Source organism: Bacteroides sp. CAG:189, from assembly GCF_000432295.1.
GTDB classification, from domain to species: domain Bacteria; phylum Bacteroidota; class Bacteroidia; order Bacteroidales; family Bacteroidaceae; genus Bacteroides; species Bacteroides salyersiae.
Map to the genome: position 1 here is coordinate 150324 of NZ_HF991073.1, position 15826 is coordinate 166149.

Sequence of the window (15826 nt, forward strand, 5' to 3'; positions counted from 1 at the left end):
ATTGGGATTATCAATCTCTTTCCTAACTTTGTAACATTAATTGTAGAACAAAAACCCTTGATAAAGATGAAAGACCTGACGATTACCAGTACTATCAAAGTATATGAGTTTGATGAACTTACTAAAACGGATCAGGCTCTGATGACGGCTGCCATGGAAGCAACCGGCCGTAGCTATGCTCCTTATTCCAAGTTTTCCGTAGGTGCCGCCGCCCTTCTTGCCAATGGCACTGTAGTGACCGGAACCAATCAGGAAAACGCCGCTTATCCATCGGGGTTGTGCGCCGAACGTACTACTTTGTTCTATGCCAACTCACAATATCCGGATCAGCCGGTAACTACGCTTGCCATTGCCGCCCGAACGGAAAAAGATTTTATCGATCTCCCGATCCCACCATGCGGGGCGTGCCGACAGGTGATACTGGAAACTGAAAAACGTTACCAACGGCCCATTCGCATTCTTCTCTATGGGAAAAAAGCCATTTATGAGGTAAAAAGTATCGGCGTACTGTTGCCTCTTTCATTTGACGCCTCAGCAATGAAAGTATGATGACTCAACAATTCAATACCAAATTAAAAGGTAAGCTCGTTCTTACCGATTCTTATCACGCAGACAAAACTCTGCAAAAAGAAAAGAGCCTTTACAAATTTATCTGGGTAAGAAGCGGAAGTATAACGCTGGAAATAGACCACCAGGAAATAATGCTTGCAAAAAATGAGATAATCTCCCTTTCCAACTTGCAGCATCTGGAATTTAAATCTATTGACGGAGACTATCTGACTTTGTTGTTCAACAGCAACTTTTACTGTATTTATGGCAATGACCACGAAGTATCCTGTAGTGGATTCTTATTCAACGGTTCTTCGCATGTGATACGTTTCACATTGAACGAAGCGGAACAGAAAACCCTGAATGACATTGCCGACACCCTCTGTAAAGAGTTTTCCGTCACAGACAATTTGCAGGAGGAAATGCTTCGTATACAATTGAAGCGTTTCATTATTCAAAGTACACGCATTGCACGCCATCGATTGAATATTACTCAGGAAAAAGAGTATAGTTTCGAAATTATCCGCCAGTTCTTTATTTTGGTAGATACCCATTATCGGGAAAAGAAACAAGTGCAGGATTACGCGGATATGCTGCATAAATCCCCGAAAACACTATCGAATATTTTTTCAACTTGCAAACTCCCCTCCCCACTCCGTATCATTCATGAACGGATAGAGGCTGAGGCTAAACGTCTCTTATTGTACAGCACAAAGAGTTCCAAAGAAATAGCCGATCTGTTAGGTTTTGAAGATCAGTCTTCATTCAGTCGCTTTTTTAAGAATATGACCGGACAAAGTACCGTTCAATTCCGTAATGAAGCTGAAAAACAAGAAAAATAGTAGAATAGAAATTACACAGATAAAGAAGCCGGAAACAATTTATAGATATTCAACAAATCATACAATAAAAGGCTTTTCTTTTACGTCGAACCCACACATATTGTAACTTTTTATAAAATCCCCATCGTTTTCTCGTAAAGAAACGTTTCGTTTCTCTACGAGGAACGAGTGGTTTCTCTACGAGTTTCAACCAACTCCTCTACGAGAAAAAAATCTTTTATATAACATGCTATAAACCAAGATATTACAATCCACAAACGTTGTATATCATTTTAACCATACAATTATCATTTCACATCTGCGTTTCACCGTTACTTCACATCTTAAATGCTTACACAAACAATTCTTATTGATACACAGTTATTTAATGAATTTAATTTATTATGGTTAAAAATACCTTTTATTCATCGAACTGGCTTCAATCACACTCACCGTTCTCATTCAACAATCGAAACAAATGTCATCTTCCAAATGTTATGTTCTAAATAATAACCTCTTAAAAAGACAAGAATTATGAAACAATATGATGCAATTATTATAGGTTTCGGCAAAGGTGGAAAGACATTAGCTGCCGAACTGGCCAATCGTGGCTGGAAAATAGCCCTGATAGAACGCTCTGACAAAATGTATGGCGGTACGTGTATAAATGTAGCTTGTATACCAACCAAGGCTTTGATACATGAAGCAGAAATATCCGGAATTATGTATCAGGGGGATTACAAAAAGCAAAGTAACTTTTATAAATTAGCCATTGCCCGTAAAGACAAATTAACCTCATTCCTGCGTGACAAGAATTTCGATGACCTGGCCAACCGTCCGAACATAACGATCTATACCGGAACTGCTTCCTTTATATGTCCTGACACAGTAAAAGTAACACTCCCCGATGAAGAAATAGAATTGCAAGGAAAAGAAATTTTCATCAATACCGGTTCTACGAGTATTATCCCCGCCATCGATGGTATCCGTGATAGCAAGCGGGTGTATACCAGTTCAACCTTACTGGATATGGAACTACTTCCCCAACACCTCATTATTGTAGGCGGTGGATATATCGGACTTGAATTCGCATCTATGTATGCCGAATTCGGAAGTAAAGTAACCATCCTGGAAGGGGACAGATTCTTCATGCCGCGTGAAGACCGGGATATTGCCAACAGTGTACGGGAGGTTCTGGAAAGAAAAGGTATCGAAATCCGTTTGAATGCCCGCGCACAATCAATTCATGATACGGCCGACGGCGTTACGCTGGCCTATACGGACGCTTCGGACGGTACTCCTTATTTTATAGATGGAGATGCCATCCTATTGGCAACAGGACGTAAACCGATGATCGACGGATTAAATCTTCAAGCAGCAGGCGTACAAGTCGATTCACAAGGTGCAATCATCACAGATGTACATCTGCATACTACCACTCCGCATATATGGGCGATGGGAGATGTGAAAGGAGGTCCGCAATTTACTTATGTCTCTTTGGACGATTACCGGATTATTCGTAACAAGCTATTCGGTGACAAAGAACGGACAACGGAAGATCGCAACCCGCTTGCTTACTCTGTATTCATAGATCCTCCTTTGGCACACGTCGGTCTCACGGAAGAGGAAGCCATAAAAAAAGGTTATTCATTCAAAGTATCCCGTTTACCGGCAACAGCCGTAGCGCGTGCCCGCACATTACAAAAGGTAGATGGCATGCTGAAGGCAATCGTCGATGCGCACACCGGAAAAATCATGGGATGTACTTTATTCTGTGCAGATGCATCGGAAATGATCAATATCGTCAATGTAGCCATGAAGTCCGGACAACATTACAGCTTCCTGCGTGATTTTATTTTCACGCATCCGAGTATGAGCGAAGTCCTGAATCAATTATTCACATTCGATTAAACAGGAAACTTAAAAACTTTTTAAAAATTTCCTCAAACAACACCTGTGCCTGCTTAAATTATCGGCAAGTGCAGGTGCTATTTTTACTATTATAGGGTAAAATTCCTTTCTTTTTTTCTATTTTTGCAACAAGACTTTTTCATTTCAAAGAATTATCACAGTAAGACGTTATTTATAAAACAATATGCAACTGACATTTCGAAAAGCAACCACCGAAGATGCTGCCAGAATATGGGAAATCATCTTGCAAGCCAAAGCACAAATGCTTCGGCAAAACAAACAGCAATGGGACGAAACGTATCCTTTACCAGAAGATATAGCTAATGACATTCGTAACGGTTATGCCTATGTATTGTGCAGTGAAGCCGATATCATAGCTTATGCCGCAGTAGTCTTTGACGGGGAACCTGCCTACAATTTCATTGACGGTAGCTGGTTAAGCGAACAACCTTATGTAGTTGTTCATCGGCTGGCCGTTGCCAATGAAATGAAACAAAAAGGAATCGCCTCTCTATTTATGCAGAAAGTAGAAGAGCTAAGCCGCAGTCAAGGCATTCATAGTTTCAAAGTAGATACCAATTTTGATAATTTCTATATGCACAGAATGTTAGAAAAGTTAGGATTCAGTTATTGTGGTGAAATATTATATCAAAGAGGAAGCCGCATGGCATATGAGAAACTTTTATAAGTAATGATAAAAAGCAATTTGACACAACTGAAGTTGCTAATTTGACAAGTACAGGAAAGAGTCATTTTTCGAACCAATAGGGGATATTCCATACCGGGAGACAAATACAAATGGCGTTAACCACTGTATATCAAAGAATTAATCACTTATTTAATAAACAATTAAACTGATATTCTTAGCCTGTAAGAATACGCTTTTAATACTGTGTTAAATACGTATTCTTGTTGGTAAGAATACGCTTCTTTACAGGTAAAGAAATTAATGTTTTGCAACGGAAGAAACCATATGCCGAAAACAGGATTAACAATGTTAAAATCAGACGTGCGATTTTCTCACTATATAAACCATCGATCTGTTTTAAAAGTTTTCCTATCCTCCAAGGGTAGATGTTCTTAAGCTCCACATGTTTGAAATGGATTTCAATCAAAAATCTTTTTCCAAACTAATCAGAATGAGTCTTTCACGCCTTAGCGACTATATTTAATATGAGTCGACCTTAAAATTGTCCGTGAAATTAGTAGGAAATTAAATATTGATACTAATATAGTGTTGGGAGTTTCATTTTTTATCTTACCTTTGCCCCCGGAATTAATTAAACTACTCCGATGAGAATATCCAAGTAAGACAACACATTTCGGTAAACATCACTTTTTACATGCTATTTTTCTATCGACACTGAGCATCACAAACGTGTATGTTTGGCCACTATTGTGTTTATCTCTCTCCTCCCTACTTTTTCGTGATGACCAATCCCAGTCTTTAAACTTTCAAAACCATAATCAGCATGAGTATATCCATTCAAAAAATCACATACATACACGCAGATAAAGATATTCTATTCAAAGACCTCGATCTATCTGTAAATAAAGGACAAAAAGTAGCATTAATCGGTAATAACGGATCAGGGAAATCAACTCTCTTACAGATTATTGCGGGATGGCTTCCCCCTTCATCGGGTACAATCATTCGTCCGGATGATTTATATTACATCCCTCAACACTTCGGACAGTACGATAATCAGACTATTGCAGAAGCATTGCAGATAGATACGAAAATTAGAGCACTACATGCTATCCTGAACGGTGATGCTTCCGTAGAAAACTTTCATATTCTGAATGATGACTGGAATATTGAAGAGCGGGTACAAACTGCATTAGTTTCTTGGGGAATACATGATAAATCAACGTCACAATCGATGTGCGAACTGAGCGGCGGAGAAAAAACACGGGTGTTTCTGGCAGGTATGGAAATACATGCCCCTTCTGTCATCCTGTTGGATGAACCGACCAACCACCTGGATACAGAAGGCAGAAAACAACTCTATGAATTTGTGAAAAGGACCTCTTCTACTTTGATTATCGTCAGCCACGACCGGACACTGCTCAACTTACTGAATACTACCTGCGAACTTACCCGGAGCGGCATAAACGTATATGGAGGAAATTATGAATTCTACAAAGAACAGAAAGGTATCATGATGAATGCTTTACAGCAGCAACTCGAAGAAAAAGAGAAAGAATTACGTCTGGCTAAGAAAACAGCCAGAGAAATGGCAGAACGAAAAAATAAACAAAACGTACGTGGAGAAAAAGCGAATATAAAAAAAAGGATTCCTCGCATAGCAATGAATACCCTAAAAGATAAAGCAGAAAAAAGTACAACCAAACTAAATAACATACATGCCGAAAAATCAGAGCAACTGACAAATGAAATGAACCGACTCAGAAATACCCTTACCGGTACGGCAGCGCTAAAAACTGATTTCAATGCTTCTTCGCTACATACCGGTAAGATATTGATTACGGCCAAGGATATCAATTTCAGTTATAACAATAATGACGCATTATGGAAAGAATCCTTGAGTTTTCAGCTAAAAAGCGGTGACCGTCTCTGTATCAAAGGAGTAAATGGATCGGGAAAAACAACTTTATTGAAACTCATTACCGGAGAGATTGTCCCCACACAAGGGAGCCTTTCCCGTATAGACTTCAAATACGTTTACCTCAATCAGGAATATTCCATTATTAAAAATGACAAGAGTGTCCTCGAACAGGCGGAAACCTTTAATAGTCGTAATCTACCTGAACATGAAATAAAAACCATACTCAACCGCTACCTGTTTCCGGCAACCGTATGGGACAAATCTTGCCGGAAATTAAGTGGCGGTGAAAAGATGAGACTTGCTTTTTGCTGTCTGATGATCAGTGACAATACTCCGGACATGTTCATTCTGGATGAGCCTACGAATAATCTGGATATTCAAAGCATCGAAATCATCACGGCGACAATCAAAAATTATACAGGCACGGTAGTTGTGGTTTCTCACGACAAATATTTCGTGAATGAAATAGGTATTGAAAATTTTCATACCTTTGTCTGAAATTTATCATCCTCTTCTAAGAGATAACGCCGCAAGCGAACATAATGATTTTTTCATGAAAGAATACAGCAACAACCTCCTACCTATACAGATAGAAGCAGAACTAAGTAAAGAATGGACTTTCTTGTCCGAAGAATACCGGGAATTAATGGCGAGAAGCGGTACCCGATTGAGATGTTCACTGACGTTTCCGGTGGAGAGTCACGTACGTGTCACCTCTCCGCATACCGGAATCGAATGGAACATTATGCTCGTCGTTTTAAACAATAAAATGTTTATCGAAGCTTTCTATACCTTCTATACCAACGAATATGGTGAAAAAGGTATCTATCTCATCGACCGTTTCAGATGCAGCCGGGTGACACCGCATTACATGAAACGTATCAAAAGCCGGTATATGACTCCCAAAGGCATTCCTTTCAAGGACGAACACGATTTTATACTTTTCTTTTATTCCAAACTGATACACGACACGGCAATGTGTACGCACAGGCATACAAAATATCTGGCACACAACCAAGGGCTGAGTATCATAGAATACGCAGGAAACGGTACGGTCACTTACATTACTTTCGTCAACCGGGAAATGCTGCGGGAATACCAGGAGCCGTTTGACCAACATCGCAAGCTGATGTATCAAATGAAAGATAACCCGAAAGCGAAAGGACCGCGCCGTCAACTAAAAGTTTTATTGGATGAATTAGGCGTTGAATTTCCAAAAGAATATTCAAGTTTCAAACCTCGCAGGAGAGATCCGTTGGACACGATGGATATCTCCTGCCAAATTGTACATACCCGTCAAGTGGGAATCCCTGCAACACAAGAGACTTCTGCCGTCCGAGGTACGGGACGTCCGTCACAACAACAATGGTTCAATGAAGAAGAATTAAAAAAGTTATTAAAAAGATGAGTAAACTAACAACTACCTGGTGGATCATTTTCTATAAAGACCAGTTATTACTTAAAAAAACAGATAACGGATTTTCAATCCCCTGTGCCGGGCAACCTCCGATCCATATCTCTCCGGAGACCAACATACATGAAATATGTATGTTGGATGGGCATCCCTGTAAAGCGATTGCCATTGATTATCCGGTAGAAGAATCGGATAAGTATATGATGACCGGACTACGTGCATCTTACGATTTCATTCCACTGAAGCAATATCAGACTGCCGGAAAAGCAGCCGAAATACTACACTGGGATCGCAATAGTCGTTTCTGCCCCGCATGCGGCACAGCAATGGAGCAAAAAGCACCTATCATGAAAAAATGCCCCAAATGCGGAAACGAGATGTATCCCTCTATTTCTACGGCAATATTAGTTCTGATCCGTAAAGAAGATAAATTATTGCTGGTACATGCACGCAATTTCAAAGGTACATTCAACAGCCTTGTGGCCGGTTTTCTGGAAACCGGAGAAACTTTGGAAGAATGCGTTGCGCGCGAGGTGAAAGAAGAAACCGGACTGGACGTAAAGAATATCACTTATTTTGCCAATCAGCCTTGGCCATATCCCAGTGGACTGATGGTAGGATTTATCGCTGACTATGCAGGTGGAGAACTCACGTTGCAGGATGAGGAGCTGAGTTCCGGAGCCTTTTATACCCGGGACAACTTACCCGAATTGCCAAGAAAACTAAGTCTGGCAAGAAAAATGATAGACTGGTGGATAGAAAACGGAAAATGACAAAAACACAGGCCACGAAGTACATATAAACTACAAACGAACAACTTATGAATGGAATGAAAACAGCATTCATCCTCCAAAAGTATCAATAAACCCATGTATCTTCGTGACCTGCTTTTTAAACAAACCCCGTGAGCTATTCCATGAAAGTGAGTTCTTTCAAATCCAATTTCTTCTCCCATTCAACAAGCGGCAGTCCGTGCAAGGAAAACGCATCCATACCCTCGGGCAAAACATTCTGCGCCAAATAAACGGCAGGAACAGTCACCAATGCACAACCAACCTGATCGGACTCAACAAATACATATTTATATCCGGCATAAATACATTCGTATTCCACTTCCTGATCTTTCCCGTAAAGCGCAATGCTATTGGTCACTTTACGGAGCGTGCCCTCAAGATAACCGATCATTTCACTCTCTGTGGTAGAATCATTGCCATAAGTATCGGCATCTTCTACAAACAAGCAGGCAGCCACATCCCTGTTCTTAGGAACAGCCACTCCGATACAGGCCCACACCCACAATGGTCCGCGCGCACTGACATCCTGTCCGGCACAAACAATATGTGCTCCCGGCATAGGTGGAAAACGCTGTTGTTTCTCCTTTCCAAAAAGACGTTCGGTAGCATCCAGCAGAGGACGAACATTATACACGGGGATCTCTTTTCCGGAAACTTGCGGTTGCATGTACATAGGAACTGCCTTTCCAGAAACAATATCTTCGTGTACGGCAAGATCCAATCCCCATATCGCCCCATTCAGTCCGCAAAATGCAGAAGAGGTATTCAGCATATTAACCTGTCCGAAATAAGCATCGCTCCTTCCGCAACGGTCATAGGCAAGAATACTTTCGGTCACGACATCAAGTCCTTTGATATCGACCGTTCCAACGGAAAGTTTCATAGTCGATATATACCCTCCGCCATCCGGCATACCCGGATTCATATATCCCATGCAAAATTCTTTACTCGGCCCAATGGCCCGACTAATCACTTTCGAGGCATCGTATTTGATGCCGGCTATCAGATCTTTCATATATTAATTGGTTTAGATGTTGCACATAGAACAACGTTTAACACAGAATGATTAAGCCCGATAGACTAAAGAAACAAAAAGAATACAAAAAAGAGAGGCTATCACCGCATAATCCGGTAATAGCCCCTTTTTATCTATCATTTTCCATTATCTGGAGTATCTGCCCGCAAGGGAAGTACTCAGATACCGAGTGATTTCATCACAGCCTTGATCTTTTCATCGGCACTTGCATCAGCACCGGCAAAACAATTACGACAGCCCATCTCTCCTTTCACTTCGATATAGAACTTAATCTTAGGCTCTGTTCCCGAAGGACGGATAGAAACCTTGCCGCCATCCTGAGTGAAATATTGAAGTACGTTCGACTTATCCGGCATATCGATTTTGGTTACACGACCGTCTTCGTCAATCTGTTTCAAAGTCTGGAAGTCTTTCCAAAGGATTACTTTAGAACCTGCCAGTTCGCGCGGAGGATTATTACGGAAATCAACCATCATCTGCTTGATTTCTTCCGCACCGCTCTTACCGGGTTTTACTACGCTAATACCTTTTTCTTTAGAGAAACCATATTCCACATAGATATCCAGCAGCAATTGATACAATGTTTTGCCATTGTCTTTCGCCCATGCAGCAATTTCGGAAATCAAGCAACAAGCAGATACGGCATCTTTATCACGTACAAAATCTTCGGCAAGGAAACCATAGCTTTCTTCACCACCGCCGATGTAAACCTGCTTACCTTCACGCAAACGAATCTCGCGTGCAATCCATTTAAAACCGGTATAGCAATCGAGCATTTCAATGCCGTTCTTCTCAGCTATTTTCTTGATAAGTTCGGTAGTAACAATTGTTTTCACTACAAATTCCTTCCCTGTCATCTTGCCCAATTTCTTATACTGGGTAATGATATAATAAAGATACATCAAGCAAGTCTGGTTACCATTGATAAGTACCCATTCGCCCTTATCATCCTTACAGGCAATACCCACACGGTCGGCATCAGGATCACTCGCCATTACCAGGTCGGCATCGATTTCCTTAGCCAGATTGACAGCCATAGTCAATGCCTCGGCATTTTCGGGATTCGGAGAAACAACTGTCGGGAAGTTACCATCCTTAATCATCTGTTCGGGAACCGTATGGACATTCTCAAAACCCCACATCTTCAATGCACGCGGAATAAGCATCATACCCGTACCGTGAATCGGAGTATAAACAATCTTCATATCTTTCTGGTGAGCGATAGCTTCCGGATCGATAGAAATGGTTTTAACCTTTTCCAGATAAGGTTTATCAATGTCTTCGCCGACAATCTGAATCAAACCGGCATCAGAATTACCCCGGAATTTAATGTCGGCAGCAGAAGTTATCTTATTCACTTCATCGATAATTCCTTTATCATGCGGTGCCAATACCTGTGCACCATCATCCCAATAAGCCTTGTAACCGTTATATTCTTTCGGATTATGAGAAGCTGTCAGAATAATACCGCTTTGGCAACCGAGGTGACGGATAGCAAATGACATTTCAGGAGTCGGGCGCATATCTTCGAACAGATATACTTTGATACCGTTAGCAGCAAAAATATCTGCGGAAATTTTTGCAAAAAGATCACTGTTGTTGCGGCAGTCGTATCCTACCACTACGGAAATCTGCGGAATATCTTTAAAATTAGCATTCAAATAGTTGGAAAGCCCTTGAGTGGCAGCCCCTACCGTATAGATATTCATGCGATTGGTACCTACACCCATGATACCGCGCAGACCGCCTGTACCGAATTCCAAATCTTTATAGAAAGCTTCTATCAACTCGGTTTTATCTTCATTTGCCAACATACGTTTCACTTCAGCCTGAGTTTCGGCATCATATGCCGGGGTAAGCCATTTTTCAGCTTTCTCAGTCACCTGCTTGATGAGTTCCTGATTTTCCATTTAGATTGTTATTTATTGGTTAATGATTCATTAATCTCTATAAGTCACAAATGTAAAAGAATTAAATAAGAATTCCTAATAAATAAATGAATATTGTGTTAATGTGATAATGGCCGATACATCAATCGACATGCGGTTTTCAGCACAGAATATCCATATATTAAATAATTATTTCACTTTGTAACGTTCGCCTGTTTGTTTTACATATTCTTCAAGAAATTCTTTCGGATAACCCGGACGAACCACACCGGCAGGCTGACCGATAGAGTTACGTTCGAACTTACCATCTTTCATCTTGCGAATCACACCGTCAGCGTATTTCACTATGATAAACTCTCCCAACCGCTTCCAAGTATCGAAAGTACTTTGAGCAGTCATATTAGTATAATTGGTGAGAAAAGCCTTGGCTCCGGCCGGATCCTTTTGATAAATGCGCGTAGCCATATTTTCAATACCGGCCTGTGCCTCGTGGAAAGTACTTTCAAGTTCCTGCTGTGCAGCACGGATATCACCGATCATCAAATCGTAACGCGGATATACCATATTGGATACCCAATTGAAAATCCAGAAAGAAGAATCCCAAGAGAAAGTGATATAATCGGCTCCACCTACACGGGAATAGCATACAGGCACTTTATCCGTACAGCAGTATACCGGGGTGAATACCGTCATATTGGCATCGTCCGTACCAAACCAAAGTACACCACCCACCGGATCGGGCATACTGGCACGCATTTGCGCAACAAAAACAAAACCGGTTTGCTGAGTGGAAATAGGGCGCTCATTGAAATATTCCTGATCACCCACTTTAAAAGAAAGCGGCGAAAGACGATATGGGATCTTATAAGGGCCGGCACCAAAATCATTGCTGATATCGAGGGGAGTCCCTTCATAGTGATCACGCATGGCATTCTGTACATCCTGTACGGAAATCTTACGGTTAGGCTTCACGAACAACGGCATCGGTTCGTCTGTTTCTCCCTGTATATAAGGAAGGTATGCCTCTCCCTGATCGGTAAACATATTGAAATAACTCCAGACACGGGCTTCACAATAACGGCGGGCACCGAAATCAAGTGGAGCATATGCTTGGGCAAAGCTGAAGTCCTTATTCACCCCATTAAAATATCCCTTTTCGCGGGCAAAAGAAATCACGTCCGGAGAATAAAGACAATTCTCCTTATCGTTCATATCAAACTGCTGGATACGCGCCTGGTTGGCATGAGCAGAGATACAATCATCGGGCACGCGTACAGCCACCCATACGGCACCACGTATACCGGGACCTTTACCGATCATCTCCATAATCCATATTTCATTGGGATCGGCAATGGTAAAAGACTCTCCTTCGCTATAATAGCCATATTCCTGTACAAGGTCAGTCATAATCCGAATGGCCTCACGAGCTGTACGCGAACGTTGCAAACCGATATATATAAGGCTGCCATAATCGATAATCCCGGTAGAATCTGCTAATTCCGGACGCCCCCCAAAAGTAGTTTCCCCAATGGTTACCTGATACTCGTTCATATTACCTATGACGTTGTAAGTCTGGCGAGCCTGTTCTATTTTTCCAAGATATTTTCCGGTATCCCACTCATATACATCCAGCATGGTTCCTTTCTTATAAGTAGCGGCCGGATAATGATATAACTCTCCAAACAGCCCATATGAATCGGCAGAATAGGAAACGATGGTCGAACCGTCGGCAGAAGCATTCTTTCCGACAATGAGATTGGTACAGGCGAAAGTATCCGCCACTGCCGCCACAAGAAAGGCAGCACAAAGAATCAGTTTCTTGTTCATTGTTCTATATACTTAAATATGATTGTATTCCTTACCACACGAAGGTGTCACGTACTACGGTTTCATTGCCACAACCATCTACTGCAACCATTTCCACTACATGCTTCCCTCCTTTTTCCACGCGTTTCGGATCAAGTTCACATATATACTGGAAACGGGTTAAATTAGGTCTTCCAAATAACGCATATTTCCCATCAATAGTTCCACGATAAGAACGGATACCGGTTGCTTTATCCTTAATGGTATAGACTATCTTCCCTGTACGCCCCCAATTCTTCGGGTTGACCGGAGTGATCACAGGAGGAACCGTATCAATGGCTACCGTATAAGTAGCCAACTCACGAACAGTCGTTTTCATGAATCCGTCTTCGTAAGTACCGCCGGCTCCGTAAAGTCCTTTGGGAGTGACACGCGCCACATAATATTTTGTTGTATCCGCCAACGGCATACGACGCAGCCCGATACGTAACTCGCAACTGCCATGCAACGGAACAGATTCATCACTCAACTGATATGTAAAAGCCACAGCGCCGCTATCCGCTTTCATCTGATAATTCAAGGCCACATCATCATAAAGCATTCCTTTAGGCACAATCAGAGTCAGACCCGGTTCCTGCAAAAAGTTATTACAATTCCAAGCAAAGAAATACTTTTCACGATGTTGTAAACGTTCAATCGGCTGCTTCTTTCCACGCACAGTGAAACGAGTATGGGAGGTATTGCCAAACGCATCTGTCAATGTGTAGAGAAACCGGTAATCTCTTTCCTCATCGATAGTAACCAATCCTCGGTTATCATTGGCAGTCTCCAACATACGAAGAGTATTCCCCGGATCAATAAAAGACTTCATATATTGCCCGCAAGTCCAGGAATTTATCATCCGGTTCTCTTCCTGCGAAAAGCGATCTACCGTGCTACGGAATACCTCCTGCCCATCTACGGTCAAGACTACCGTATGCACACCATAACGGTTGTGTACACCGTCCATATAATCATACGCTTTGATACCGGCTCCGATTACGCCCCATGCTTCGATAGGGCGGCCATTATTATTCAGAGGAAAAGTTTGGTTCTTCTGTATTCCTTCCACTACTCCCCTACCCGGTTGGGGAAACAGCATTATACCTTCTGCCTTAGGCGCAGTAGTATCCTTGATATGCTTCAAAAAAAACGGCATCGGATCAATATAATCACCAGAAGAGGTCTCAAACACATCCAAATGTAAATGCGGACCAAAAGAATAACCGGTATTCCCACTCCGGGCAATCTGCTGACCGGCTTTTACCGGATACTCACCCGGTTCGGGAATTATTTCCACTTCATAATTTTCCTTTTCGTACTGAAGATCTTCCACCCGCTTTGCAATCGCCCCTACAAACCCGCTGAGATGCCGGTTGATTGTAGAATATCCATTGTTGTAAACCACATCGAGTACATAGCCCGAACCGTGTGTGACGCGAATACGAGAAATATACCCGTCGGCTAATGCGCGAACCGGCTTTCCGATAGCACCACCGGTCTTAAAATCAAGTCCACCATGAAAATGATTGGCCCGTATCTCTCCAAAATTTCCACTCAATGTCAGAGGAAAATCGAATGGAGGGACAAAAGATGCCTGTCGCTGTTTCTCCTGCGAAAAAGACGGCATGCAATAAATGAACAATAAGATTGTGATATATAGTTTCATGCGGTACATTATTTCTTTAAGAGGACAAATGTACGTCATTCCGGATAAATATTAAAATAAAGGAGTAACAAATCATCCCTCAGTGAAAGGGATAATTTTTCCTTTCCATCCAACTAATGCGGATACTATTTCTGACAATATGCTGTTAAACATCTCTTATTATGCATTGGCACACAAGCATTTTTCGTACATTCGTACATGTTTAACCCTTAATACAGTAACGTTATGATTATCGGAGTACCAAAGGAAATCAAAAACAACGAAAACCGTGTGGGTATGACTCCATCCGGAGTTGCCGAAATTGTAAAACGCGGGCATACTGTTTACATACAGCATACCGCAGGCATCAACAGTGGTTTTCCCGATGCAGCCTATACAGCCGTGGGAGCGCAGATTCTACCTACCATGGAAGAAGTATATGCCATTGCCGAAATGATTGTAAAAGTGAAAGAGCCGATAGCCCCGGAGTACAAGCTTATCCGAAAAGGACAATTATTATTCACCTATTTTCATTTTGCTTCCGATAAAGAACTGACACTGGCAATGATCGAAAACGGATCGGTCTGCCTGGCATACGAAACTGTAGAAAAAGCCGACCATTCATTACCTTTGTTAATACCGATGAGTGAAGTCGCCGGTAGAATGGCTACCCAAGAAGGGGCTCGTTTTTTGGAACGCCCGCAAGGCGGGAAGGGGATATTATTAGGAGGCGTACCGGGAGTAAAACCGGCAAAAGTGCTGATATTGGGCGGTGGCATTGTGGGAAGTAATGCTGCACAAATGGCCGCCGGCATGGGAGCGGACGTAACTATCGCCGACATAAATTTGGCACGATTGCGTTATTTAAGCGAAACTCTGCCTCCCAATGTAAAGACTCTCTACGCTTCGGAATTACGCCTGAAAATGGAATTGCCGACCGTAGACTTGGTGATAGGATCTGTCCTTATACCGGGAGATAAAGCGCCTCACCTGATCACCCGTGATATGCTGAAACTGATGCAGCCGGGCACTGTATTGGTAGATGTAGCCATCGACCAGGGAGGTTGCTTCGAAACATCGCACCCGACTACCCATAGTGATCCTACTTATATTGTAGACGGAATCGTACACTATGCTGTCGCCAACATCCCGGGAGCAGTACCTTACACATCGACTCTCGCCCTGACTAACGCTACTTTACCTTATGTGACAGCTCTTGCCGATAAAGGTTGGCAAAAAGCCTGCGAAGACGATCCGGCACTTGCAAAAGGGCTGAATATAGTAGAAGGAAAAGTGGTATACAAAGCTGTAGCCGATGTATTTGGAATTAGTAAAAAATAAGAAAGACA

At 42.0% G+C, this 15826-nt stretch carries 12 protein-coding genes; 8 read left to right on the top strand and 4 right to left on the bottom strand.

The window, feature by feature from the left end:
- Positions 1–66: 66 nt before the first annotated feature.
- From QVP90_RS10805 to nudC, 7 genes are all read left to right on the top strand, one after another.
- Positions 67–549, top strand: coding sequence for a cytidine deaminase (locus tag QVP90_RS10805; RefSeq protein ID WP_005930345.1), 483 nt, complete (start codon positions 67–69; stop codon positions 547–549).
- Positions 549–1391, top strand: a complete 843-nt coding sequence (locus QVP90_RS10810; protein WP_025819079.1) for a helix-turn-helix domain-containing protein — start codon at positions 549–551, stop codon at positions 1389–1391. The genes QVP90_RS10805 and QVP90_RS10810 overlap by 1 nt, the downstream gene beginning before the upstream one ends.
- A 513-nt stretch (positions 1392–1904) precedes the next feature.
- Positions 1905–3281: an FAD-dependent oxidoreductase gene (locus QVP90_RS10815; protein ID WP_021936411.1), complete on the top strand. Its 1377-nt coding sequence runs from the start codon at positions 1905–1907 to the stop codon at positions 3279–3281.
- A 184-nt stretch (positions 3282–3465) separates the two neighbouring features.
- The gene (locus QVP90_RS10820) at positions 3466–3969 is read left to right on the top strand and encodes a GNAT family N-acetyltransferase (protein WP_021936412.1); all 504 of its coding nucleotides are present in this window, start codon (positions 3466–3468) and stop codon (positions 3967–3969) included.
- Positions 3970–4753: 784 nt separating this feature from the next.
- A complete protein-coding gene (abc-f, locus tag QVP90_RS10825; protein ID WP_005930338.1) occupies positions 4754–6349 on the top strand; it encodes a ribosomal protection-like ABC-F family protein in 1596 nt (531 codons plus the stop codon).
- A 55-nt stretch (positions 6350–6404) separates the two neighbouring features.
- Positions 6405–7259 carry a hypothetical protein gene (locus QVP90_RS10830; protein ID WP_224206275.1) on the top strand — a complete coding sequence of 285 codons (855 nt, stop codon included), beginning with the start codon at positions 6405–6407 and terminating at the stop codon, positions 7257–7259.
- Positions 7256–8038, top strand: coding sequence for an NAD(+) diphosphatase (nudC, locus tag QVP90_RS10835; protein WP_005930335.1), 783 nt, complete (start codon positions 7256–7258; stop codon positions 8036–8038). Before QVP90_RS10830 ends, nudC begins: the two co-directional genes overlap by 4 nt.
- A gap of 136 nt (positions 8039–8174) precedes the next feature.
- Here nudC and QVP90_RS10840 read toward each other — a convergent pair whose 3' ends face one another.
- The 4 genes from QVP90_RS10840 to QVP90_RS10855 all read right to left on the bottom strand — a co-directional run bounded on the left by QVP90_RS10840 (position 8175) and on the right by QVP90_RS10855 (position 14498).
- A complete protein-coding gene (locus tag QVP90_RS10840; protein ID WP_005930334.1) occupies positions 8175–9074 on the bottom strand; it encodes a histidine decarboxylase, pyruvoyl type in 900 nt (299 codons plus the stop codon).
- A gap of 179 nt (positions 9075–9253) precedes the next feature.
- The gene (locus tag QVP90_RS10845) at positions 9254–11005 is read right to left on the bottom strand and encodes a phospho-sugar mutase (protein ID WP_005930333.1); all 1752 of its coding nucleotides are present in this window, start codon (positions 11003–11005) and stop codon (positions 9254–9256) included.
- Positions 11006–11173: 168 nt separating this feature from the next.
- Positions 11174–12811, bottom strand: coding sequence for a C69 family dipeptidase (locus QVP90_RS10850; RefSeq protein WP_005930332.1), 1638 nt, complete (start codon positions 12809–12811; stop codon positions 11174–11176).
- 31 nt (positions 12812–12842) lie between these two features.
- Positions 12843–14498, bottom strand: a complete 1656-nt coding sequence (locus QVP90_RS10855) for a M23 family metallopeptidase (protein ID WP_264381018.1) — start codon at positions 14496–14498, stop codon at positions 12843–12845.
- 225 nt (positions 14499–14723) lie between these two features.
- Between QVP90_RS10855 and ald the strand changes: the two genes are divergently transcribed.
- Complete coding sequence (gene ald / locus QVP90_RS10860; protein ID WP_005930329.1) at positions 14724–15818, top strand: alanine dehydrogenase; 1095 nt, start codon at positions 14724–14726, stop codon at positions 15816–15818.
- The last annotated feature ends 8 nt before the right edge of the window (positions 15819–15826 follow it).